The sequence below is a fragment of the Oscillibacter acetigenes genome, assembly GCF_025567605.1.
Lineage (GTDB): Bacteria > Bacillota > Clostridia > Oscillospirales > Oscillospiraceae > Oscillibacter > Oscillibacter welbionis.
In genome coordinates this window covers 209,827-231,791 of record NZ_JAOQKG010000002.1, presented here as the reverse complement: position 1 = coordinate 231,791, position 21,965 = coordinate 209,827, and the positions used below count along the sequence as shown (strand labels likewise).

21 protein-coding genes are annotated in these 21,965 nt (G+C 61.8%); 5 read left to right on the top strand and 16 right to left on the bottom strand.

The genetic code is table 11. The annotated features are described in order from the left end of the window. Nucleotides 1-122: 122 nt before the first annotated feature. From OCV80_RS05010 to OCV80_RS04985, 6 genes are all read right to left on the bottom strand, one after another. Complete coding sequence (locus tag OCV80_RS05010) at nt 123-1,478, bottom strand: dihydrolipoamide acetyltransferase family protein (protein WP_119310588.1); 1,356 nt, start codon at nt 1,476-1,478, stop codon at nt 123-125. A 27-nt stretch (nt 1,479-1,505) separates the two neighbouring features. Beyond that, nucleotides 1,506-2,480 carry an alpha-ketoacid dehydrogenase subunit beta gene (locus OCV80_RS05005; RefSeq protein WP_021749712.1) on the bottom strand — a complete coding sequence of 325 codons (975 nt, stop codon included), beginning with the start codon at nt 2,478-2,480 and terminating at the stop codon, nt 1,506-1,508. Between the two features lie 20 nt (nt 2,481-2,500). Continuing rightward, nucleotides 2,501-3,490: a thiamine pyrophosphate-dependent dehydrogenase E1 component subunit alpha gene (locus OCV80_RS05000; protein WP_021749711.1), complete on the bottom strand. Its 990-nt coding sequence runs from the start codon at nt 3,488-3,490 to the stop codon at nt 2,501-2,503. Nucleotides 3,491-3,696: 206 nt separating this feature from the next. Next, nucleotides 3,697-4,788, bottom strand: coding sequence for a DctP family TRAP transporter solute-binding subunit (locus OCV80_RS04995; protein ID WP_021749710.1), 1,092 nt, complete (start codon nt 4,786-4,788; stop codon nt 3,697-3,699). A 78-nt stretch (nt 4,789-4,866) separates the two neighbouring features. After that, complete coding sequence (locus OCV80_RS04990; protein WP_267288254.1) at nt 4,867-6,174, bottom strand: TRAP transporter large permease; 1,308 nt, start codon at nt 6,172-6,174, stop codon at nt 4,867-4,869. Continuing rightward, nucleotides 6,171-6,698 carry a TRAP transporter small permease gene (locus tag OCV80_RS04985; protein ID WP_036630559.1) on the bottom strand — a complete coding sequence of 176 codons (528 nt, stop codon included), beginning with the start codon at nt 6,696-6,698 and terminating at the stop codon, nt 6,171-6,173. The genes OCV80_RS04990 and OCV80_RS04985 overlap by 4 nt, the downstream gene beginning before the upstream one ends. Nucleotides 6,699-7,159: 461 nt before the next feature. Between OCV80_RS04985 and OCV80_RS04980 the strand changes: the two genes are divergently transcribed. Beyond that, complete coding sequence (locus OCV80_RS04980) at nt 7,160-7,873, top strand: MBL fold metallo-hydrolase (protein WP_136891486.1); 714 nt, start codon at nt 7,160-7,162, stop codon at nt 7,871-7,873. A gap of 60 nt (nt 7,874-7,933) precedes the next feature. Here OCV80_RS04980 and OCV80_RS04975 read toward each other — a convergent pair whose 3' ends face one another. The 6 genes from OCV80_RS04975 to OCV80_RS04950 form a co-directional block, all read right to left on the bottom strand. Beyond that, nucleotides 7,934-8,932 (bottom strand): lipoate--protein ligase, encoded by a 999-nt coding sequence (locus OCV80_RS04975; protein ID WP_051319960.1) that lies wholly within the window; start codon nt 8,930-8,932, stop codon nt 7,934-7,936. A gap of 187 nt (nt 8,933-9,119) precedes the next feature. Continuing rightward, on the bottom strand, nt 9,120-10,886 hold the full coding sequence (thrS, locus tag OCV80_RS04970; RefSeq protein WP_021749704.1) for a threonine--tRNA ligase: 1,767 nt from the start codon (nt 10,884-10,886) through the stop codon (nt 9,120-9,122). Nucleotides 10,887-11,249: 363 nt separating this feature from the next. Continuing rightward, a complete protein-coding gene (locus OCV80_RS04965; RefSeq protein ID WP_021749703.1) occupies nt 11,250-12,251 on the bottom strand; it encodes an asparaginase in 1,002 nt (333 codons plus the stop codon). Between the two features lie 17 nt (nt 12,252-12,268). After that, nucleotides 12,269-13,366 carry a metallophosphoesterase family protein gene (locus OCV80_RS04960; RefSeq protein WP_136891485.1) on the bottom strand — a complete coding sequence of 366 codons (1,098 nt, stop codon included), beginning with the start codon at nt 13,364-13,366 and terminating at the stop codon, nt 12,269-12,271. After that, the gene (locus OCV80_RS04955; protein ID WP_136891484.1) at nt 13,363-13,851 is read right to left on the bottom strand and encodes a YbaK/EbsC family protein; all 489 of its coding nucleotides are present in this window, start codon (nt 13,849-13,851) and stop codon (nt 13,363-13,365) included. The genes OCV80_RS04960 and OCV80_RS04955 overlap by 4 nt, the downstream gene beginning before the upstream one ends. A gap of 56 nt (nt 13,852-13,907) precedes the next feature. After that, nucleotides 13,908-14,681, bottom strand: a complete 774-nt coding sequence (locus OCV80_RS04950) for a TIGR00282 family metallophosphoesterase (protein WP_119310586.1) — start codon at nt 14,679-14,681, stop codon at nt 13,908-13,910. 163 nt (nt 14,682-14,844) lie between these two features. Here OCV80_RS04950 and OCV80_RS04945 point away from each other — a divergent pair, with 163 nt between their 5' ends. The 3 genes from OCV80_RS04945 to OCV80_RS04935 all read left to right on the top strand — a co-directional run bounded on the left by OCV80_RS04945 (nt 14,845) and on the right by OCV80_RS04935 (nt 17,961). Further along, the gene (locus tag OCV80_RS04945) at nt 14,845-15,735 is read left to right on the top strand and encodes a LysR family transcriptional regulator (RefSeq protein WP_021749699.1); all 891 of its coding nucleotides are present in this window, start codon (nt 14,845-14,847) and stop codon (nt 15,733-15,735) included. A 5-nt stretch (nt 15,736-15,740) separates the two neighbouring features. Next, nucleotides 15,741-16,370 (top strand): trimeric intracellular cation channel family protein, encoded by a 630-nt coding sequence (locus OCV80_RS04940; protein WP_021749698.1) that lies wholly within the window; start codon nt 15,741-15,743, stop codon nt 16,368-16,370. Nucleotides 16,371-16,725: 355 nt separating this feature from the next. Continuing rightward, nucleotides 16,726-17,961, top strand: a complete 1,236-nt coding sequence (locus tag OCV80_RS04935; RefSeq protein ID WP_267288253.1) for a dicarboxylate/amino acid:cation symporter — start codon at nt 16,726-16,728, stop codon at nt 17,959-17,961. A 72-nt stretch (nt 17,962-18,033) separates the two neighbouring features. Here OCV80_RS04935 and OCV80_RS04930 read toward each other — a convergent pair whose 3' ends face one another. The 4 genes from OCV80_RS04930 to ychF all read right to left on the bottom strand — a co-directional run bounded on the left by OCV80_RS04930 (nt 18,034) and on the right by ychF (nt 21,414). Next, nucleotides 18,034-19,413 carry a M23 family metallopeptidase gene (locus OCV80_RS04930; RefSeq protein WP_256264413.1) on the bottom strand — a complete coding sequence of 460 codons (1,380 nt, stop codon included), beginning with the start codon at nt 19,411-19,413 and terminating at the stop codon, nt 18,034-18,036. Beyond that, nucleotides 19,352-19,891, bottom strand: a complete 540-nt coding sequence (locus OCV80_RS04925) for an RNA polymerase sigma factor (protein ID WP_267288252.1) — start codon at nt 19,889-19,891, stop codon at nt 19,352-19,354. Before OCV80_RS04925 ends, OCV80_RS04930 begins: the two co-directional genes overlap by 62 nt. Nucleotides 19,892-20,119: 228 nt before the next feature. After that, a complete protein-coding gene (locus OCV80_RS04920; protein WP_136891481.1) occupies nt 20,120-20,326 on the bottom strand; it encodes a hypothetical protein in 207 nt (68 codons plus the stop codon). Beyond that, nucleotides 20,323-21,414 carry a redox-regulated ATPase YchF gene (gene ychF, locus OCV80_RS04915; RefSeq protein WP_136891480.1) on the bottom strand — a complete coding sequence of 364 codons (1,092 nt, stop codon included), beginning with the start codon at nt 21,412-21,414 and terminating at the stop codon, nt 20,323-20,325. The genes OCV80_RS04920 and ychF overlap by 4 nt, the downstream gene beginning before the upstream one ends. 201 nt (nt 21,415-21,615) lie before the next feature. Here ychF and OCV80_RS04910 point away from each other — a divergent pair, with 201 nt between their 5' ends. Then, a complete protein-coding gene (locus OCV80_RS04910; protein WP_119310581.1) occupies nt 21,616-21,921 on the top strand; it encodes a hypothetical protein in 306 nt (101 codons plus the stop codon). Nucleotides 21,922-21,965: the final 44 nt, after the last annotated feature.

Below are 21,965 nucleotides of genomic sequence, written 5' to 3'. Positions count from 1 at the left end.
GAACTTACCCAAAAACCGCCTCTAATTCGGCCTTTGAGTTGTTTGGATCGTCAAATTTTGGACAATGACCCCTCAAAGGGAACCCGGCACAGGCCGGGTTCCCTTGAATGGGTTGTTTGATCTCACACCAGGAGCATGTAGGGGTTCTCCAGCAGCTCCGCGATCCGCTTGAGGAACTTGGAGGCCATCACGCCGTCGATCACGCGGTGGTCGGCAGTCAGGCTCAGGTTCATCATGGTCCGGATCACGATCTCGCCGTTGCGCACCACAGGGGTATCCACCATGTCGCACACGCCCAGAATCGCCAGCTCAGGCTGGTTGATGATGGGAGAGAAGCTGGTGATGCCATAGGGCCCGAGGCTGGAGATGGTGAAGGTGCCGCCGGTCATGTCCTCCATGCCCAGCTTGCCGGTGCGGGTGGCCTCGATCAGAGCCTCCGTCTCCTGGGCGATCTGTGCCAGGGACTTCTCCTCGCAGTTCTTCACATTGGGCACGATCAGGCCATCGCCCTTGGCGACCGCCAGGCCCATGTTCACGTGCTTGTGGCGGGTCAGCATATTGTCCGCGAAGCTGGCGTTCACGTCGGGGAACTCGGTCAGGGCCTTGGCAACCACCTTCATCAGGATGTGGTTGTAGGTCAGCTTGATCCCCTGCTCCTTCAGGCCGTCCTTCAGCTTGGCCCGCAGGTCCTTCATAGCCGTGACCTCCACCGGACGGGTGTAGGTGACCCGCGGAGAGGTGTGCCAGGAGTTGGTCATGTTGGCAGCGATGCTGCGGCGCAGCGGATTCACCTTCACAGGCTTCTCGTCGTTGCTCTCAACAGCGGCAGCGGCCTCAGCGGCGGGAGCTGCGGCTGCACCCACACCGGCGGCGGCCAGCACGTCCGCCTTCATCACGCGGCCCTGGACGTCCAGCTTGCTGACGTCCACGCCCAGCTCGGCAGCCAGCTTGGCAGCCATGGGGCTGGTCTTGGGACCGGCCACAAAGTTCTCCACGTCCTTGGCCACCACGGTCCCGTTGGGGCCGGTGCCGGGGATCTGGGAGAGGTCATAGCCCTTTTCCTTCGCCAGCTTCTTGGCGTAGGGAGTCGCCAGCACGTAGGCACCGGCGGGACGGTCCGCATGGGCCGTGGGGGCGGCGGCAGGAGCCGCGGCAGAGGCTGCGGACGGCGCAGCGGCAGGAGCAGCAGGCGCGGCCGCGGCGGGCGCGGCGGCACCGGAGGCATCCGGAATCGCCTCGCCGGGCTGGCCGATCCAGGCGATCACGCTCTTGCAGGGGGCGGTCTCGCCCTCCGGCAGCAGGATCTTCAGCAGGGTGCCGTCCTCTTCGCACTCCACGTCGTTGGTCAGCTTATCCGTCGCTACGGAGAACAGGATGTCCCCCTTCTTGACAGCGTCGCCCTCTTTATATTTCCACTCTTCAATGGTGCCCTCGGTCATCGTCAGGCCGAGCTTGGGCATCAATACTTCAGTTGCCATACTTGAAAATCTCCTTTTCAACAGGCATTAAAACATGCCCTTGATGCCCTTTACCAGGTCCTCCGGAACCACTTTCACCATCTTCTCCAGGGTGGGAGCGAAGGGGATCGGGCAGAAGGGAGCGCCGTACCGCAGGATGGGAGCATCCAGATACTCCATGGCCTCCTCCGCGACGGTGGCGGAGATCTCCGCGCCGAAGCCGCCCTGCTTGACAGCCTCGTGGACGATGCAGAGGCGGTGGGTCTTCTTCACACTGTTCAGCACGGTCTCCTTATCCCAGGGAGACAGGGTGATCAGGTCGATGACTTCGGCCTCAATGCCCTCCTTGGCCAGCAGGTCCGCAGCGCCGCGGGCATTCTTCATGCCGATGGAGTAGGACACGATGGTCACATCCTTCCCCTCACGCTCCACGCGGGCCTTGCCCAGGGTGTAAGGCTCCTCCTCGCCGATCTCGGGCACTTCGCCTTTCTCCTTGTACAGGATCTTGTTCTCGAAGTACAGCACGGGGTCATCGCACTCGATGGCGGCCTTCAGCACCATCTTGGCGTCATAGGGATTGGAGGGCGCCACAACCTTGATGCCGGGGATGTGGGCGAACCAGGACTCCACGCACTGGGAATGCTGTGCAGCGCCGCCGCCGGCAGAACCGTCGGGCGCACGCAGGACCAGGGGCACCTTGGCCTGGCCGCCGAACATGTAGCGGACCTTTGCCATCTGGTTGAAGATCTCGTCCATGGGCACGCCGATGAAGTCGGCGAAGTGCATGTCCACCACGGGACGGGCGCCGGCCAGAGCCGCGCCTACGCCGCCGCCGATGATAAAGGTCTCGGAAATGGGGGTATCAATGATCCGGCCGGGGAACTGCTGGGGCAGGCCCTTGAACTGACCGAAGATACCGCCCTGACGGGCCAGGTCCTCGCCCATTGCGAATACAGTGGGGTCTTTCGCCATCGTCTCGGCCATGGCCTCTTGAGTGGCCTGAGAAAAAGTGATCTTACGCATCGTATTTGTCCTCCTTCGCCTTAGTCATCCACGTAGACGTACTTCATGTACTCGGACGCATCGGCGTACTCGCTCTGCATAGCGTACTCCTTGGCGTCTTTGATCTTCTGCTCACACTTGGCATCGATGGCGTCGCACTCCTCGGCGGTCATCAGCTTCAGCTTGGCGGCCTTGGCGCGGAACATCTTCAGAGGATCGGTGTCGTGATAGATCTTCTGGGTCTCGGCGTGGTCACGATACAGTTCAGGGTCGCCCACGAAGTGGCCCTCAATGCGGTAGGTCTTGGCCTCGATGAACGTGGGGCCTTCGCCGGCACGGGCACGGGCAACAGCCTCCTTGGCGGCCTCATACACAGCAAAGACATCCTGGCCGTCCACGATCACACCGGGCACATGATAACCCGCCGCGCGGTCGGAGATGTTCTCCACATTGCAGGTGGTGCGGTAAGGCGTGGTGGAAGCCCAGCAGTTCATCTCGTTGACGAAGATCACGGGCAGCTTCCAGGCGGAAGCGACGTTCATGGCTTCGTGGAAAGTGCCGCGGTTGGAGGCACCGTCACCGAAGAACACCACGGAAACCCGGTCGTTCTTCAGGATCATCTTGCTGGCCAGGGCAGCGCCGGTGGCCAGGTTGTAGCCGCCGCCCACGACGCCGTTGGCGCCCAGCATACCCACAGAGAAGTCGGCAATGTGCATGGAGCCGCCGCGGCCCTGGCACAGGCCGGTCTTCTTGCCGAAGATCTCAGCCATCATGCGGTTCACATCCGCGCCCTTGGCCACACAGTGGCCGTGGCCGCGGTGAGTGGACTCGATCATATCGTCCTTCCGCAGAGCGGAGCACACACCAGTGGCGATGGCCTCCTCACCGATGTACAGGTGCACGAAGCCGGGAATCTCACCATTCAGGAAGTCGTGCTTCACGCTCTCCTCAAACTTGCGGATGGTGCACATGGTCTCATAAAAGTGCTCCGCCAGTTCCTTGGTGTATTTTGCTGCCTTTGTTGCTGCCATAGGAAAAACTCCCTTCTGCCGACTCTCCTGTCGGCACTCTTTGAAATTTGCTGGGACAGATGCGCTGGGCGGTGAAATCGTCAAAATTTTCACCTATGTTCTCTGAAAAGACGTGGCAACAGTTTCCTGCAGCCACGTCCTCTCAGCTAACGCAACTTACGAAACCTTAACCGTTGTTTATACGGAAACGCAGGCTGCCTCTTCAATTAGGCGGCGGGCTCAGTGGTGCCAGCATCAGCCTGAGTGACGCTGGTGAAAGCCTCGATCAGCTCGGGGGTCAGCTCGTCGGCGAACTCGTCGTACACGGGGGCAGAAGCCTCAGCGAACTCAGCAGCAGCCTCGGGAGTCAGCTCGGTGATCTCAACGCCAGCCTCGGCCCACTTGTCCATGATCTCCTGATCCTGGCTGCGGTTCAGCTCACGCTCGTACTCGCAGGCAGCCTGGCCGGCCTCGTCAACGATGGCCTGCAGCTCGGGAGACAGGGAGTTGTACAGCTCAGCGTTCATGCAGAAGAACAGGCAGTCATAAGCGCCGGTCCAATAGGTCAGATAGCTCTGGACCTCCTGGATGGAAGCGGCATCAGCGGTGGGCAGGGGGTTCTCCTGGCCGTCGTAGGTGCCGGTCTGCAGAGCGGTGAACACCTCGGACCAGTTGGCGTTGGTGTAGTCGGCGCCCCACAGCTCATAGGAGCGGTTCAGCAGCTGGGAACCCGCGACACGCATCTTCAGGCCGTTCATGTCAGCCTTGCTGGCGATGGCGTGCTTGCTGTTGGTGATGTGGCGGAAGCCGTTCTCCGCAATGCCCAGCAGGTGCACGTTGTAGGTGCTCTCCAGAATCTCGCCCAGAGCCTCGCCGCCGGCGCCGTCCAGGGCCGCGTCAGCCTCTTCCGTGCTGCTGAACAGGAAGGGCAGGGAGACCACGTTGAACCGCTGGTCGAAGGAGGACCAGATCAGGTTGGAGTGCATGGACAACTCGGTGGTACCGTCCATCAGGGCCTGGATGCCGTCGGTCTGGTTGCCGGCGGTCAGCTGGTCAGCGGGATAGTACTGAACGGTGATGGCACCGCCGGTCTTCTCGCCCACGATCCGGGCGAACTCCTTGGCGCCGTCCACCCAGGGAGAGGTCTCCGTGGCGGAGCAGGCGAACTTCCAGGTCATTTCCTCGAACTCGCCAGTGGAAGCGGCAGCATCATCGCCGCTGTCGGCAGTGGTATCGCTGGCAGCGTCATCGCCACCGCCGCAGGCCACCAGGGCCAGAGCCATGGTGAGCGCCAGGAGCAGTGCAAGAAACTTTTTCATTGTTTTGCCTCCTTAAAATAGTTGTAGCAGGTATTATCTGAAACCGCAAAGCGCGGTTACAGCCAAGTCAGGAGATGCTTATTTGCCGAACAAGAGCACGGTAGAGAACCAGGGCACATAGGTGATGAGCAGCAGCGCAATAATGCATGCCACAATCTGGGGCCACACAGCCTTGGACATAGAGACAATGGTGACCTTGGTCTTGTCCCGCAGGCCCTGAAGCTTCTCGGACACACCGATGGCGACGAACAGGTTGACACCCACGGGAGGAGTCACCTGGCCGATAGCCAGGTTCACTGTGGCGATCACGCCGAAGTGGACGGGGTCGATGCCCAGCTGGGTGGCTACGGGGTACATGATGGGGATAAAGATGTACATGGCGGAGTTGGCGTCCACGAAGCAGCCTGCAATCAGGAAGATCACGTTGACGATCAGCAGGAAGATGTACTTGTTGCCGGAGATCCCCAGCAGCAGAGCCTGGGCCGCCTGCGCAATGCCGAACACCGTGCACACATAGGAGAACAGGGTGGCCGCGCCGATGATCAGCATGATGCCGCCGGTGGTCTTGCCGGAGTCGACCAGGATATCGATCATATCCTTCATCTTGACCTCACGATAGATGAAGACGCCGACCACCAGACCGTATACCACGGAGACGGCAGCCGCCTCGGTGGGGGTGAAAACGCCGCCGTAGATGCCGCCGATGATGATGACGGGCATCAGGAAGCCCCAGAAGGCCTCACGGAAGGACTTCCAGCGCTGGCCCCAGGAGGACTTTGCCTTGGATGCCTGGATGCCCTTCTTGCGGCACTCGATCATGATGATGATCACCAGGGACAGGCCCATCATGATGCCGGGAATCCAGCCGCCCATGAACATATCGCCCACGGAGACGCCGGTGATGGAGGCGTACACCACGAATGCGATGGAGGGCGGAATGACGATGGCGATGGAGGAGGCGCTGGCCATCAGGGAAGAGGCGAAGGGGGCGGAGAAGCCGCCGCGGTTGATCATGGCGGGAATCAGGATAATGCCCAGAGCCGCCACGGTGGCGGGACCGGAGCCGGAGATGGCGCCGAAGAAGCAGGCCACGATAACAGCCACGATGGCGATGCCGCCGCGCCGATGGCCGACGCAGTCATCAGCAAACGCCACCAGACGGCTGGAGATGCCCGCCTTGGCCATGATGTTGCCGGACAGAACAAAGAACGGAATAGCCAGCAGCAGGAACTTTGCCATGCCGCTGTACACGTTGGTAGGGACGACCGTCAGGGGGGAACTGCTGAAGAGCAGGGCGAAAATGGAAGACATACCCAGGCTGACGGCAATGGGGATATTCAGCAGCAGCATCACGAAGAAGCTGCCGAACAGGATCAAGTTAATCATACAGTCTCTTTGCCTCCCTCTGTCTCAGCCGGCTTCACACAGGCGGCCTTGTTGCTCATCACGTCGACCAGATACTCGATCGCATGGAGCACCAGGAAGATGGAGCCGATGGGCAGCAGGATGGTAAACACCCATTCGGGCCAGCCCAGAGAGAAGGTCTCTTTGCCGGTGCTGATCTGATCGAACACCTTGTTAAAGCCGGTGTAGATCAGGATGGCGTAAAAGATCAGGTTCACGACCGTGTCAATCACGGTCAGAATCTTTTTACCCCCGACGCCCACATTGTCGAAGATCAGGGACAGCGTAATCATGCTGCCGTCTCTGGTAGCTAGGGCGCAGCCCAGCATGATCATCAGGATGAACACGTTGATGACCAGCTCCTCGGACCACGCGAAGTTGGAGTGGAAAACATACCGAGAGAGCACGTTGATAAACGTGATCGCTGTAACCACGACGGTAATCACGCAGAGCACGAATTCCTCGACTTTGGTGAGCCCGTTCATGATCGTCTTGTAGGTTTTCATTCGATCAATCCCTTCAGTTAGTGTGGCGCCCCGTCTTAACAGAATATTTATACGTCTCCTGCGCATGAATAGTTGCCTGTCTATCATGCCGTATGAATAAACTGCCGCAAAGCCGCCTGTTTCACAGAAATACATATTAAATTTCTGTTAACGGAGACAAGCATATCACTTTGCCAATTCAATATCAATCAGCAATCGGAAATTTGTCATTTTGCCCATTTTTGTTCTGTGGCTCTTTGCCAATTTTGTACAAACAGCAAAAATATGGCAATTTTAACAGAAAAATAAATTATTTTTGGACTTTTTGCTGATTTTTCGGAAAAAGTATGGTATAATCAACCATAAAACCGCAAAGCGCCGATTCTTACGCAAGCCTTACGCAAATCATGGCATTTTGAAATTTTATTCTGAAAGACGTTTGTCCCGCAAGTAAAAATCCTGTACACACAAGGAGCGACATCATGTCCCATTGCCAAATCACACTCAGCGTCAACGCCGGGGTCGCCCTGCATCTGGGTGCCATGCGGGTCTGGTCCGACGCGCTCCACGACCATCGGGTTGTGGGGTTCTCCACTGTCACCCCTGAGCGCTGGAACATTCTTCAGGCTCATCCGGACTTCGCCAGCCCGGATCTGCTCTTTTTCACCCACTGCCATCCGGACCATTACTCCCGCGCCCTGACAGAGCAGGTGATTGCCCAAAATCCGCAGGTGGCCCTGGTGCTGCCGGAGCAGGAGTTTGACCGCCAGCTGGTGCTGGCCGGTCCCAGCAGCCATCTCACCCTGGAGGGGCTGCACATGGACTTCATGCGCCTGACTCACGAGGGTGCACAGTACCGGGAGGTCCCCCACTACGGCTGTATCCTGGAATATGACGGTTTCCGGGTCCTGATCGCCGGAGACTGCGCCGTGGCGGACCCGCAGCTGCGGGATTTCATCGGCAACCGCCCCATTGATCTGGCCCTTTTGAACTTCCCTTGGGTGACTCTTCGGAAGGGCCGTCACTTCATCGAACAGGCCATCCGGCCGGAGCATCTGGTGGTATACCATCTCCCCTTCTCCCACGATGACCGCTGGGGATATCGGGATGCCGCCGTCAAGGGTGCGGGCCAGCTCCAGGGGGTGCCGGATGTCCGGCTGCTGCTGGAGCCGTTCCAGCGGGAAATCCTGACCTGACAGAATCAAAAAGAGAGACGCGCCGGGCGCGTCTCTCTTTTTGATTCTGCGGACGCTGTCTCAGTCCACATAAAATATTGTATCCAGCACCTGGTCCCGGGTGATGGTTCCGAAATAGTCCCGAAGGGGGAAGCGGTCCAGCACCGCCCCCACGTCCTCCCGCCGGAATGGCGTGCCCATCAGGGCGCCGGTCACCTCGTCCATGGGGCTGACAGCCAGAAAATCTCCGTAGAACACGATCTGGCGGATGATCCCCTGGTCCACCTCCACACAGGGCTCCAGGGTGCCGCCGTCCCAGCGGCGCTTGTTCCGCAGGTTGTACTTGGGGGAACGGCCGAAGTTCCACTCCCAGGTGTCGTACTTGGTGCGCTTCAGCTCATCCACAGCAGCCAGTTCCTCATCTGTCAGGTGATCCTCCACCAGACCGCTGCCGGCCAATGTTTTCTTCAGATAACTCCAGAAGGCGGGCATATCCATATCCGTCTTCAGGAACTCCCGGATGTTGCCGATCCGACTGCGCACGGATTTTGCACTCTTGGACTCGAACTTTGCCGGGTCCACATTCAGCGCCCCGGACACCATGCCGGGGTTGGCGTCGAACAGCAGTGTCCCATGATACAGGAAGCGCCCGCGGAGCAGCCGCTGGGCTGTGCCGGACACCTTCCGCCCCTCCACCAGGATGTCATTGCGGCCGGAGGCCTCCGCCTGCAGGCCCAATCCCTGCAAGGCCTCCACAATGGGACGGGTGAACCGCTCCATGGTCAGCCGCTCCGCGTCTCCCACGTCGGTGATGAAGGAGTAGTTCAGGTTGCCCAGATCATGGTACACGGCGCCGCCGCCGGTGGTGCGGCGCACCACATGGATTTGATGGGCCTCCACAAAGGCCCGGTTGATCTCACCCTCGGCGTTCTGGTTCTGCCCGATGACGATGGTGTTGTCGTTCTGCCACAGGAGCAGATACTCCCCCGACCGCCGGCTGCGGAGTACCGTCTCTTCAAACGCCAGATTGTAAAAAGGGTCCTGGGATCCGGTCTCCAAATAGTGAATCTCCTGACTCATAGCCGCCTCCTCTGCAAAAAGTGCCGGATGTTTTTTCTATTGTATACCGTCCGGGCGGTCCCGGCAATGTGCAGAACCACCGAAAATGCCCGCCATCTTTCCGCTGCCCGGATGCGGGAGCGCCCGTTGCGGAATCGGACACAGCGGTCCGGGTTCGGCCCCGGGCCGCTGTGAGGGGAACGCATTTTTACCAGATGGCCTTGGTGTCCACGTCCTGCTTCAGCCGGGCGGCAAAATCCGCCACGGACATGGCGCCCAGATCCTCACCGGTCCGCAGGCGGACGGAGACGGTCTGGTTTTCCATATCCCGGTCGCCCACTACCAGCATATAGGGGATCTTCTCCAGGGTGGCCTCCCGGATCTTCTTGCCGATCTTCTCGTTGCGGCCGTCCACCTCCACCCGGAAGCCGGCGGCATCCAGCTGCTTTGCGATCTGATCGGCGTATTCCAGGGCGCGGTCTGTAATGGGCAGGACCTTCACCTGCACCGGGTTCAGCCACACCGGGAACGCGCCGGCAAAGTGCTCGGTGATGACGCCGATGAACCGCTCCACGCTGCCCAGAACCACCCGATGGACCATGACGGGGCGGTGCTTCTGGCCGTCCTCTCCGGTGTACTCCAGTTCAAACCGCTCCGGCAGCTGGCTGTCCAGCTGGATGGTGCCGCACTGCCAAGTGCGGCCCAGGGAATCGGCCAGATGGAAGTCCAGCTTGGGGCCATAGAAAGCGCCGTCGCCCTCGTTGACCTCGAAGGTCTTGCCCATGTCGGTGATAGCGTTTTTCAGGATGTCCTGGTTATGCTCCCACTCCTCCACAGTGCCGATGTGATCCTCCGGCATGGTGCTGAGTTCAATGGTGTAGCTGAGGCCGAAGGTGGAGTACACTTCGTCGAACAGGCGGACCGTCTCCTGGATCACGTCCTTCATCTGGTCCGGGGTCATGAAGATGTGGGCGTCGTCCTGGGTGAAGCAGCGGACCCGGAACAGGCCGTGGAGCGCACCGGACAGCTCGTGCCGGTGTACCAGGCCCAGCTCGCCCACCCGCAGGGGCAGCTCCCGGTAGGAGTGAGGCTCGCTGGCGTAGACCAGCATGCCGCCGGGGCAGTTCATGGGCTTGATGGCGTAATCCTCTTCGTCGATAACAGTGGTGTACATGTTCTGCTTATAGTGGTCCCAGTGGCCGGAACGCTCCCACAGCTGACGGTTGAGGATGATGGGGGTGGAGATCTCCACATAGCCGTACTTCTTGTGGACCTGGCGCCAGTAATCCAGCAGGGTGTTTTTCAAGGTCATGCCCTTGGGCAGGAAGAAGGGGAAGCCAGGCCCCTCGTCCCGCAGCATGAACAGGCCCAGCTCCCGGCCCAGCTTCCGGTGGTCCCGCTTCTTAGCCTCTTCGATCCGCTGGAGGTAGGCATCCAGCTCGTCCTTCTTCGGGAAGGCGATGCCGTAAATCCGCTGGAGGGTCTCCCGGTTGGAATCACCCCGCCAGTAGGCGGCGTTGCAAGCGGTGAGCTTGAGGGCGTTGCCCTTGATGCGGCCGGTGGAGTCCAGATGGGGGCCGGCGCAGAGATCCGTGAACTCGCCCTGCTTGTAGAAGGAGATATGGGCGTCTGCGGGCAGGTCGTTGATAAGCTCCACCTTGTAGGGCTCTGCCTTCTCCTCCATGAACTTCAAAGCCTCCTCCCGGGGCAGTTCGAACCGCTCCAGCTTCAGCTTCTCCTTGCAGATCTTCCGCATCTCTGCCTCGATCTTCTCCAGGTGCTCCGGCGTGAAGGCGAAGGGGGCGTCCAGGTCGTAGTACCAGCCCTCGTCGATGGAGGGGCCGATGGCCAGCTTCACCTCCGGCCACAGGCGCTTCACGGCCTGGGCCATCACGTGGGAGCAGGTGTGCCAGTAGGTCTGGCGGTACGCCGGATTCTCAAAGGTAAACTCGTTGTTCTTCACTTCTTCAGACATGGTTGATCCTCCTTTTGTTCAAGGGGCAGAAAACAAAAATCCCACCCCTGAAAAATCAGGGGTGGGATACAAAATCGTATTCCACGGTTCCACCCTGCTTGCATCCCCGGAGGGATGCCGCTCGTGTCCTCTATAACGGGAGGTCCCGTCCCAGCCTACATATCGGTGGGCGGCTCCAAGGCGGTGGCTGTGTTCCGGGCTCTGGCGGGGTCCGCTTTCAGCCAGCGGCGGTCCCTCTCTGCTGTCGAGTCCCGGACAGCGTCCTTTTCAATGCTTTTTTCAGTAAAAATAAATATATCACGGGCCTTTTTCCTTGTCAAGTGGGGGAACCTGCCTTTTTCCGGACGTCGGTTCCCTCTGTCTTTACAGGCCGGGCCAGAGGATGTCCCGGGCCACCGGTGTGTAGAACAGCCGCTCCACTTCCTCCCGCCGCCGGGTCTGCCCCAGGATCCACATGAGCTTGGCCACCACGGCCTCCGTGGTCATGTCGTAGGCCTCCAGCACCCCCAGATCGCTTTTGAGGCGGTAGCCCACGTGATACACCCCCAGGTCGCTGCCCTCATTCTCCACCTGGGTGGTGAGAACGACGACCCGCCCCGCCTCCATCCAGCGGCGGACGCAGTCGTAAAAGCCGCCCGCCTCCGGCAGGCCGCCCACGCCGAAGCTCTCGATAATCAGGGCGTCGTTCCGCTCCAGCAGGAAGTCCGCCGCATCCCGCCCGGTGCCGGGCACCAGCTTCAGCAGGGCCACCCGCGGGTCCAGGCGGTCGTAAAACACCGGGGCCTCCCGGCAGTCCTGGCGGATGTACCGCAGCAGCACGCCGTCCCGCAGGACGCCCAGCTCCGGGTGATTGATGCTGGAAAAGGCCTGGAAGCTCTTGGAGCGGGTCTTCTTGGCCCGGGTCCCCAGGATCACCCGGCTGTTGAACACGATAGAGACCCCCGGCAGGTCCTCCGCCGCGCAGCGGAAGGCGTCCGCCAGATTTGTCTTGGAATCCGTGGAATCAAATCCGATGGGTCTCTGGGCGCCGGTCAGCACAATAGGCTTAGGACTACCCTGGATCAGATAGCTCAGGGCCGCCGCCGTATACGCCATGGTGTCCGTGCCGTGGGTGATAACAAAGCCGTCATAGCAGCCGTAGTGGTCCCGGATACAGGCGGCGATCTCCAGCCAGTGAGCCGGGGTCATGTTGGTGCTGTCCAGGTTCAGCAGCTGGAGGCAGTCCACGCCGCAGATGTCCGAGATCCCGGGAATATGGGAGAGCAGCTGCTCCGTGGTCAGCTCCGGCGCAAGGCCGCTGTCCGTCACGTCCGAGGCGATGGTGCCGCCAGTGCCGATCAGCAGAATCTTCTTCATCTCATTCATTTCATCCGCTCCTCCGCTCACCCCAGATCCCGGTGGTCCAGCGCCGCCAGGCCGAACCGGGCCGCCAGGTCGATCTCCGCCCGTTCCGCTTCCGTCTCCGCCTGCTTCCGCCGCTGGCGCAGCTCCCGGAGAAACAGGCCCCGGAGGGAGTCCTCCTCCGCCCGCCGCCACAGGTCCTCCGCCATACGGGTGCGGTCCCGGACCTCCAGGGCGTAAAACCGGTCCGCCAGCGCCTCCTGGATGGCCGCGGCGCCAGCGCCGCCCTCTCCGGTCTCGCCGGTGAGGAGGATGCGGTACAGGTCCCCGGCCGTCTCCGGCGGCAGAGCTGCCTCCACGGCGGCCCGGGGCTCTTTTCCGGTGACGTCCACCTCTAAAACCTCATACCGGTGCCGGGCAAAGGGCACAAAGGTCAGGGAGACCTCTCCGCCGTCGGAGATCGTCCCCTCGTAAAAACCTTTCTCCCCCAGCTCGTCGAACCCCCGGCCCTCCGGACAGCCGGGCCAGGCGCAGACCGTCCGCCCCAGTGTCAGGGGCGCCGTCCGCTTGTGGACGTGGCCCAGTGCCAGATAGCAGAGGCCGCTGGCCGCCGCCTCTTCCCGGCGGATGGGGCCGTACCGCGCCTCCGCCCCGTCCAGCTCCCCATGGAGCAGGCCGATGTGACACTTTCCGTCTGCCGGGGCGGTGAAACCCGCCAGCAGGCTCTCCGGCTGTTCCGGGCCGGAGAATGCCGCCCCGTGGATCACCAAGTTCCGCTCCGGCACCTCCACGGCCGTGAGCCTGTTCTCTTTGAATACGTACACATTCTCCGGCCAGTCCACCGTCTCCCAGGGACTGCCGGGTCCGTACCAGTCGTGGTTGCCGGGGGAGATGAACACCCTGGCCCGCATCTGTCCCAGAGCGGCGGCCAGCTGTTCCCCCGTCTCCCGGAAGGGGCTGGCGCTGTCGAACAGATCCCCCGCCAGCAGCACCAGATCGATGCCGTGTTCCTTCACGTAGTCCGCCAGACGGAGAGCCAGCTCCCGGCTCTCCCGGCGGCGGGCCGCCGCCTGTCCGGGCGGCAGGGCGCCAAAGGCGCTGTCCAGGTGGAAGTCCGCGCCGTGCAGAAACCGGATCATCCCTGCTCCTCGGGCCGCCAGCCCTTGCACACATCCACCCACGCGGCAAAGTTGGAGGCGTACCGCTCCAGCTCGTCGCAGGTCATCTCCACGGCGCTGTTGCTGCTGCCTGCGGCGGGGAACACCGTCTCGAACCGCTTCATGGACACATCCAGGTACACCTTCACATCCTCCGGCAGGGCAAAGGGGCACACGCCGCCCACGTCGTGGCCGATCAGCTCGTGGGCCTCCTCATGGGTCAGCATTTTGGCCTTGGTGTGGAACTGGGCCTTGTAGCGGCTGTTGTCCACCTTGGCGTCCCCCGCCACCACAATGATGATGGGCTTGTCCTCCACCTTGAAGCTGAGGCTCTTGGCAATGCGGGCGCCCTCCACACCCACGGCCACCGCCGCCAGCTCCACCGTGGCGGAGGAGACATCGAACTCCCGGATTCGCTCTTCGATGCCGAGGGGCTTGAAATGTGCTCTGACTTTTTCAATGGACATGATGGTTCGTTCCTCTCTATCTGAAATTTTAACCAGCCGGTTTGAAATCGTCCCGGTCACCGTACGTCGATCCGCTCCACGGCGGTGCACAGTCCGGTGGCGCTGTCCAGCGTGAAGATGGCCCCCTGGAGCTTGGCGGGTCCCTCCGGCGCCCGGTAGCGGCCCGGCAGGCCGCCCAGGAATCCCTCCACGGACTGCCGGGGGTCGATGCCCAGCACCGACTCGATGGACCCGGTCATTCCCAAATCCGTAATATAGCCCGTGCCCCTGGGACACACCCGCTCGTCAGCGGTGGGCACGTGGGTATGGGTCCCCCACAGGGCGGACACCCGCCCGTCCAGATAGTAGCCCATGGCCAGTTTCTCACTGGTTGCCTCCGCGTGGAAGTCCACCAGGGTGAAGTCCGCCGCGTCTCTCTCCAGCAGCCGGTCCGCCGCCGTGAAGGGGTTGTCCGCCCCCCAGGCCAGGTCGCACCGGCCGATCAGGTTCAGCACCCGGATCCGGACGCCGCCCAGGTCGTAAACACCGCAGCCCCGACCCGGGGCCCGGCCGGTGTAGTTGGCGGGCCGCAGCAGCCAGGGCGCGTCCTCCAGGAAATCCGCAATCTGGCTCTTGCCGAAGGCGTGGTTCCCCAAGGTCACCACGTCGGCACCGGCGTCGTAGATCCGCTCCGCCTGGTCGCGGGTCAGCCCCACTCCGGCGGCATTCTCGCCGTTCACCACCGTGAAGTCGATGGCCTTCCACTTCTGGAGGGGACGCAGGTGCCGCTCCAGATGGCGGAGGCCGGGCTCCATCACCACGTCGCCCACTGCCAGAATGTGATACAGCATAGCGCGCCTCCCGTCTTTACAATCTAATGTGTTAGTATACCAAAAACCATCCCGCTTGCAAAGAAAAACCGAAAATTTTTCCGCCGCCGTTGCGTTTCCTCCAGTCATCCCTTATAATGATTCCGGACACTATAAGAAATTCTGATTGCTGGAGGGATGATCCATGGCGGTCAAGCTGGAGCTGTACCGAGTGTTCAAAGAGGTGGCGGAGACGGGCAACATCTCCCTGGCGGCAAAAAACCTCTACATCTCCCAGTCGGCGGTGAGCCAGTCTATCAAGCAGCTGGAGACGGCGCTCCAGGCCCGCCTGTTCGCCCGCAGTCCCCGGGGCGTCTCCCTCACCTGGGAGGGGCAGATGCTCTACCAGTATGTCCGCAGCGCCCTGGGCCTGCTGGCCACAGGGGAGGACAAGCTGTCCCAGGCCCAGCAGCTGTTGCTGGGCACCCTGACTATCGGCGCCAGCGACACTGTCACCAGCTTTTTCCTGACGCCATATTTGGAGGCCTTCCACCGCCAGCACCCGGGCATCCGGCTGAAGATTGTCAGCGGCCGCAGCGCCAAGGTGCTGAGCATGCTGAAATCCGGCGCTGTGGACATCGCCTTCGCCTCCTCCCCCACGGACCCCGCCGCGCTGCATACCTGGTCCTGCTTCGCCACCCACTCCGTCTTTGTGGCGGGCAGCGGCTACGACTGTGACTTCGACCACGTGTATACCCGGCAGGAGATCGCGGAGTTCCCCCTGATCCTGCTGGAGCGCAAGGCCAGCAGCCGGGTGTTTCTGGAGCAGTACTTTCTGCAAAGCGGCATCACCCTGACGCCGGAAATCGAGCTCTCCTCCCGGAGCCTTCTGGTATCCCTGGCCCGGATCGGCCTGGGGGTGGCCGGTGTGACGCTGGAGTTTGTGCAGAAGGCCCTGGACAGCGGGGACATCCGCCTGCTGAAAACCGACTTCACCATTCCTGCCCGCAGCGTGGACATGTGCACCCTGCGGGACGTGACGCCCACCGCCGCGGCCTCCGCCTTTATGGAGATGGTCCGGCAGGACGCCCGGTGACGGCCATGGAACAGCTGTTTCTGATCCTGGAGCTGGTTGGGACGCTCGCTTTTGCCGCCTCCGGCGCCATCACCGGCCTGAAAAAGAACATGGACGTTTTCGGCGTCTGCATTCTGGGCCTCACCACCGCGGTGGGCGGCGGCGTCATCCGGGACCTGCTCTTGGGCATCACGCCGCCGGGCACCTTCCAGGATCCCATCTACGCCGTGGTGGCCCTGCTGACCTCCCTGGTGCTGTTTCTGCCCCGCATCCGGCGGCTCCTCATGTGGGACCAGCGGCTCTACGACTTGGTGCTGCTGATTATGGACTCCGCGGGCCTTGGCATTTTCACTGTGGCGGGCATCCGCATTGCCTATGAACACGCGGCCCGCCCCACCCTGTTCCTGCTGGTGTTTGTGGGCGTGGTTACCGGCGTGGGCGGCGGCGTGCTGCGGGACGTGCTGGCCGGGGACACGCCCTACATTTTCGTCAAGCATGTCTATGCCTCCGCCTCCCTGGCCGGGGCGCTGGCCTGCGTGGTCCTCTGGCCCCTGGCGGGAGAGATGGCCGCCATGCTCTGCGGCAGTGCGCTTGTGGTCGCCGTCCGCATCCTCTCCGCCCACTTCCGCTGGAACCTGCCTCACGCCCATGACTGAACAAACGGCCTCTCCGGATCGGGAGAGGTCGTTTTCTGTCCGGGGGACTCTTTTACAGGCCGTCAATGTTCGAGCCCGGATCCGCCGCTTTTCCCACGCCGCCCAGTGGAGATGCCAGGTTCTCTTCTCCATCTCTGCCATCCATGCCGGGATCGTATCTATACCCTCCGCCTTCCTGACAAAATAAACAGAAATTGAAATCAGGTTTCTAAGCAGCGGAAATGGGCACTCTGTTGCAAAAGAGGGTTGTGCTGTCCCAGTTTTTTTGATATACTAGATTAGTTTTCGGCCATTTCGGGCGGTCTTTCCGCCGAATGGCCCTGCACAACAGTTCACCAAGCAAAGGAGCGCGTATATGAAGCAGAAAAAAATTCCTCTCTCCCTCCAAATCTTTCTGGCGCTGGGGCTAGGCATCGCGGTCGGCATGGCCTTCACGGGAAATCCCACCTTTGCCGTCAGCTATATCAAGCCCTTCGGCACCATTTTCCTGAACCTGCTGAAGTTCGTGGTGGTGCCCATCGTCTTTTTCTCCATTCTCTCCGGCATCATCTCCATGAGCGATATCCGCAAGGTGGGTTCCATCGGCGTCAAAACGCTGGTGTATTATACCTGCACCACTGCCGGGGCCATCGTGCTGGCCATGTTCCTGGCCAACCTGTTCAAGGGCTTCTTCACGGTCATCGACCCCACCGGCGTCACCTTTGAGCCCGGTGAGACCGCCGGCTTCATGGACACGCTGGTGGACATCTTCCCCTCCAACATCATCGCCCCCTTTGCCAACGCCTCCATGCTGCAGGTGATCGTGGCGGCGCTGCTGTTCGGCTTCGGCATCCTGGCCGCCGGAGAGAAGGGACGGCCCGCAGCGGCGCTGGTGGACAGCCTTACAGAGGTCTGCATGAAGGTCATGGACATCATCCTGCGCCTCTCCCCCATCGGCGTGTTCTGCCTGATCCTGCCGGTGGTGGCGGAAAACGGTCCCCAGATCCTGGGCAATCTGGGCCTGGTGCTGCTGTGCGCCTATATCGGGTACTTCCTCCACGCCGTCATCGTCTACTCTGCCACGGTAAAGGCCCTGGGCGGCGTGAGTCCGCTGGCCTTCTTCAAGGGGATGTTCCCGGCCATGGCCATGGCGTTCTCCTCTGCCTCCTCCGTGGGCACCCTGCCTTTGAACCTGGAGTGCACGGAGCGGCTGGGCGCCCGGCGGGACATCGCCAGCTTCGTCCTGCCCCTGGGCGCCACCATCAACATGGACGGCACCGCCATCTACCAGGGCGTGTGCGCCGTGTTCATCGCCACCTGCTACGGAGTGGACCTGACCCTGGGCCAAATGATCACCATTGTGCTCACCGCCACCCTGGCCTCCATCGGAACCGCGGGTGTCCCCGGCTCCGGCGTGGTGATGCTGACCATGGTGCTGGAGAGCGTGAATCTGCCGGTGGCAGGCATCGGCCTGGTCATCGGCGTGGACCGCATCTTCGACATGGGCCGCACCACGGTGAACATCACGGGCGACGCTGCCTGCGCCCTGGTGGTCTCCAACCTGGAGAAAAAAGCGGAGGCCCGACGGGCTGCCCGCAGGCCCCGGGCCTGACCCCAGCCGAAAACGAGCGCGGCGCGGAACAAATTCCGCGCCGCGCTCACTGTTCTTTTCACAGAGGACCGGTCAGCCCATGCGGAGGGTGTCCCGCACGTCGCTGTCAAAATAGGCCACCGGGTTCTGGGGCTCTCCGTCCTGGCGGACCTCAAAGTGGAGATGGGCCCCTGTTGCCATGCCGGTCTTCCCCACGGCACCGATCATCTCCCCGGCCCGGACGGTGTCGCCCTCCTCCACCGTAAAGTCCCGGCACTGGCCATATAGGGTAGAAAGGCCGTCCCCGTGGTCGATCACCACATAATTGCCTCGCTCCACGTCATAGCCGGACTCCACCACAGTGCCGCCCGCTGCGGCCAGGACTGCCTCGCCCTCCGGCGCGGCAATGTCGATTCCGGTGTGAGTTTCACAGGTCTTGCCGCCCGGCTGCCACCGGGGGGTACCATAGGGGTTGGAGAGGCTGATGGTGTTGGCTCCCTGCACCGGCCACTGGAGGAAACGGCTGGCCGTCTCATCCACCGCATAGACGCCGTAGAGCCACGGGTCTTCATCACCGGCCAGCTGGGGCAGGAGGATCCCGCCGGGGCTGTTTGCGTCATATTCCACCTTCAGCCGCCCTGTGGACAGCGTGTAGGTCTTGGTCTGCTCCGAACCGTCAGTGAAGGTCACCGTCACCGTCAGCCGAGCGCCGTCCATCCGGTCGATGCTCTCCTGATTCGCCACCCGGGGATCCCTGTCCCAGTCGATATCGCCGGTGTCCGGAATCAGGAATCCATAGCGCACCTCCGGGTCATAGCCCTCCGTGACGGCAGCGCCCAGATCCGTCACCACCTCCATGGTCAGGGGCCCCTCTTCCTCCTCGCCATAAACGGCATGGATCACTCCTTCGCCGCTGGAAAGCCGGTACTCCGTGCCGTTGGCCTCGGCATCGAGATAGTTCTGCACCTCTTCTCTGGAGAGGTTGGTCAGAGTTCTGCTGCGGTACAGCGCCTCTCGGTCAATGGCAAGGGAAATGGTTCGAATGTTCTCCCCGGTCACCTGGAACAGACAGCCGGTGTAGTGGCCGCCCTCGGCAGACCAGGAGACTTGACCGGCTGTGCTGAAGGCCAGCCCCCCGTTGGCGTTCGCCTCGTAACGCTCCCCCGTGTCAGCGGCATAAGCCGTCAGGCCGAAGGAGAAGCTGGGCAGGGCTGTTACCGGCGCGCCGCTCTCTCCGGGCTCTCCGCCGCCAATGGGCCCCAGCGTTACAGAACCTACCACCAGCGCCAGTGCACAGGCGGCGCATACTGCCGCCCGGAGCACCGGGCGCCGCTTTCCGGGCGCCAGATGTTTGGGGCCGGTCGTCTCCTTCTGCGCTCCCGCCGTCTGCCGGGCGGCGGACAGCACCCGGTCATTCAGCCCGGCGGGGGGCTGGATATGCTCCATCAAATTCTGATAGTCGTTCTTCTTCATGGTCGTCTCCTCCCAGCAGGTCTTTGAGTCTTTTTCGGGCCCGGCGGAGCCGGGTGCGGACTGTGGCCGCCGGAATGTCCAGCAGCCCGGCGATCTCCTCCGTGGAATATCCCTCGGCATAATACAGGTGGATGGGGACGCGCAGCTTTTCCGGCAGGTGGGCCACTGCGTCCCACAGCTCTGCGGCGCCGCTGTCCGCTTCCGCGGCCGTCTCCGGCAGGTCCGCCAGCGCCAGCACCGGACGCCGCAGGCGGAAGCGGTGCAGGTCATGGCACCGGTTCACCGTGCACCGCAGCAGCCAGGCCCGCAGATGCTCCCCGTCCCAGGCAGATGCCTCCTGGCCCAGCAGCCGGAGAAACACGTCCTGGTACACGTCCTCTGCGTCCTGGACGCTCTGCATCCGGCACAGGGCCAGCCGGTAGACGGCGGCACCGTGGTGTTCCATGGCATTGCGCAGCAGGATTTCAGCCTCTTCCATGCAATGCCTCCTTTCTCTCGTTTGAAAAGCGCTTTCAACCTATATACGCCGGGGCGGGCCGAAATGTTTCCCCCTGGGAATTTTTCTGCCGGACAGCGGACGGCCGCCCGCTATATGGAATGCTGTCCTGCCAGACGCCCGGTCCCTTTTGCCCATGGGACCGGCCTGCCGTCAGGAGATCCCTCTCCGCAGGCAAAACAGGCAGGCGCATTTGCGCCTGCCTGTCCCTCACACTTCTTTGATTCCGTAGATCTCAAACCGGCCGATCAGGTTCTGAACCGTCAGCTTCTGGGCCAACAGCTGCTGGTAGGTGGTTCCCCGATTCCTTCCCGCGGCGCGGAGCTTGTCCATGTCCGCCAGGACCTTGTCCCGTTCCTTCAGCAGGTCGGCGTACATGCGGTCATAGGCCGCCAGTCTCTCCGCCTCCGTCATCATACGTTGAACCGGAAGTAGACCATGTCTCCGTCCTGAACCACATACTCCTTGCCCTCGCTGCGGAGCAGCCCTTTCTCCTTGGCGGCGTTGACGCTGCCGCAGGCGATCATGTCATCGTATGCGATGACCTCCGCCCGGATGAAGCCCCGCTCGATGTCGGAGTGGATCTTGCCGGCGGCTTGGGGGGCCTTGGTGCCCTTCTTGATGGTCCAGGCCCGGCACTCGTCCTTGCCGTAGGTCAGGAAGGAGATCAGGCCCAGCAGAGCGTAGGAGCACTTGATGAGCCGGTCCAGGCCGGACTCCTCCACTCCCAGCTCCTCCAGAAACATCAGCTTCTCCTCGCCCTCCAGCTCGGCGATGTCCTGCTCCATCTTGGCGCAGATGGGCAGCACCTGGCTGTCCTCCGCGTCGGCAATGGCCTTCACCTGCTGGTAGTACTGGTTATGCTCCAGATCGGCGAAGCCCGCCTCGTCGGTGTTGGCGGCGTAGATCACAGGCTTCAGGGTCAGCAGGTCGGAGGTGGCGATCAGGGCCGCGTCGTCCTCGTCACAGGCAAAGGTCCGGGCCAGATTGCCCCCGTCCAGATGCTTCTGCAGTGCGGTGAACACGTCCACCTCATGCTGGAACTTCTTGTCGCCCTTCAGGGCTTTCGTGGCCTTCTCCACCCGGCGCTGGACCATCTCCAGGTCCGCCATCACCAGCTCCATGTTGATGATGTCGATGTCCCGCCTGGGGTCCGTGCTGCCCTCCACGTGAATGACGTTCTCGTCGTCAAAGCAGCGGACCACGTGGACGATGGCGTCGGTCTCCCGGATGTTGGCCAGGAACTTGTTGCCCAGGCCCTCGCCCTTGCTGGCGCCCTTCACCAGTCCGGCGATGTCCACGAATTCGATGACCGCCGGGGTCTTCTTATCCGGCTGATACATCTCCGCCAGCTTGTCCAGCCGCTCGTCCGGCACCGCTACCATGCCCACGTTGGGGTCGATGGTGCAGAACGGATAGTTGGCGCTCTCGGCGCCGGCGTTGGTGATGGCGTTGAACAGGGTCGATTTGCCCACATTGGGCAGACCCACGATTCCTAATTTCATAAAAGCAGCGCTCTCCCTTGCTGATATTTTCGGACAATTATTGTACCATTTCAGGCCCAAAAGTGCAAGGGTCAGCCTGCGTTCCCCGACGTTTTTCTATCCTCTTTGCAAAAATGTAAAACACTATTGACATTTCGCATCTGCCGTACTATTCTAAAAATGTCAAAAGAACTTGACAATTCAAAGCAAGGAGGCAGTTCTATGAAATTCTTTCGGAACATGGATGAGATGGAACTTCACCTCTCCCTGAACGCCATCCGGGTGGCCTGGTTCTTCACGGTGATGGCCCTGTTTATATGGGGGATCTGGGACTGCGTCCAGACCGGCCGCGTCACCGCGCCCATGTACCTGTTGATCTTTCAGAATCTCCTGTATTTTCTGGCCCTGCAGGTGGGGAGATGGCGCGCCGGGGACCGGGACGGCGCCAGGAGCTTCCTGCTGTATGTCCCGCTGCTGGTAGTCTTCCTGCTGGCCTTCGGCCTGCTGCTGCGGTGCGCGGGGCTGTGAGCTATGGAAAACCGGATTCGGGAGCTGCGGAAGGCGGCGGGGCT

Coding starts and splice junctions, on each gene's coding strand:
- OCV80_RS05010 (WP_119310588.1), bottom strand. CDS start 1,478: ATGGCAACTGAAGTATTGATGCCCAAGCTCGGCCTGACGATGACCGAG.
- OCV80_RS05005 (WP_021749712.1), bottom strand. CDS start 2,480: ATGCGTAAGATCACTTTTTCTCAGGCCACTCAAGAGGCCATGGCCGAG.
- OCV80_RS05000 (WP_021749711.1), bottom strand. CDS start 3,490: ATGGCAGCAACAAAGGCAGCAAAATACACCAAGGAACTGGCGGAGCAC.
- OCV80_RS04995 (WP_021749710.1), bottom strand. CDS start 4,788: ATGAAAAAGTTTCTTGCACTGCTCCTGGCGCTCACCATGGCTCTGGCC.
- OCV80_RS04990 (WP_267288254.1), bottom strand. CDS start 6,174: ATGATTAACTTGATCCTGTTCGGCAGCTTCTTCGTGATGCTGCTGCTG.
- OCV80_RS04985 (WP_036630559.1), bottom strand. CDS start 6,698: ATGAAAACCTACAAGACGATCATGAACGGGCTCACCAAAGTCGAGGAA.
- OCV80_RS04980 (WP_136891486.1), top strand. CDS start 7,160: ATGTCCCATTGCCAAATCACACTCAGCGTCAACGCCGGGGTCGCCCTG.
- OCV80_RS04975 (WP_051319960.1), bottom strand. CDS start 8,932: ATGAGTCAGGAGATTCACTATTTGGAGACCGGATCCCAGGACCCTTTT.
- thrS (WP_021749704.1), bottom strand. CDS start 10,886: ATGTCTGAAGAAGTGAAGAACAACGAGTTTACCTTTGAGAATCCGGCG.
- OCV80_RS04965 (WP_021749703.1), bottom strand. CDS start 12,251: ATGAATGAGATGAAGAAGATTCTGCTGATCGGCACTGGCGGCACCATC.
- OCV80_RS04960 (WP_136891485.1), bottom strand. CDS start 13,366: ATGATCCGGTTTCTGCACGGCGCGGACTTCCACCTGGACAGCGCCTTT.
- OCV80_RS04955 (WP_136891484.1), bottom strand. CDS start 13,851: ATGTCCATTGAAAAAGTCAGAGCACATTTCAAGCCCCTCGGCATCGAA.
- OCV80_RS04950 (WP_119310586.1), bottom strand. CDS start 14,681: ATGCTGTATCACATTCTGGCAGTGGGCGACGTGGTGATGGAGCCCGGC.
- OCV80_RS04945 (WP_021749699.1), top strand. CDS start 14,845: ATGGCGGTCAAGCTGGAGCTGTACCGAGTGTTCAAAGAGGTGGCGGAG.
- OCV80_RS04940 (WP_021749698.1), top strand. CDS start 15,741: ATGGAACAGCTGTTTCTGATCCTGGAGCTGGTTGGGACGCTCGCTTTT.
- OCV80_RS04935 (WP_267288253.1), top strand. CDS start 16,726: ATGAAGCAGAAAAAAATTCCTCTCTCCCTCCAAATCTTTCTGGCGCTG.
- OCV80_RS04930 (WP_256264413.1), bottom strand. CDS start 19,413: ATGAAGAAGAACGACTATCAGAATTTGATGGAGCATATCCAGCCCCCC.
- OCV80_RS04925 (WP_267288252.1), bottom strand. CDS start 19,891: ATGGAAGAGGCTGAAATCCTGCTGCGCAATGCCATGGAACACCACGGT.
- OCV80_RS04920 (WP_136891481.1), bottom strand. CDS start 20,326: ATGATGACGGAGGCGGAGAGACTGGCGGCCTATGACCGCATGTACGCC.
- ychF (WP_136891480.1), bottom strand. CDS start 21,414: ATGAAATTAGGAATCGTGGGTCTGCCCAATGTGGGCAAATCGACCCTG.
- OCV80_RS04910 (WP_119310581.1), top strand. CDS start 21,616: ATGAAATTCTTTCGGAACATGGATGAGATGGAACTTCACCTCTCCCTG.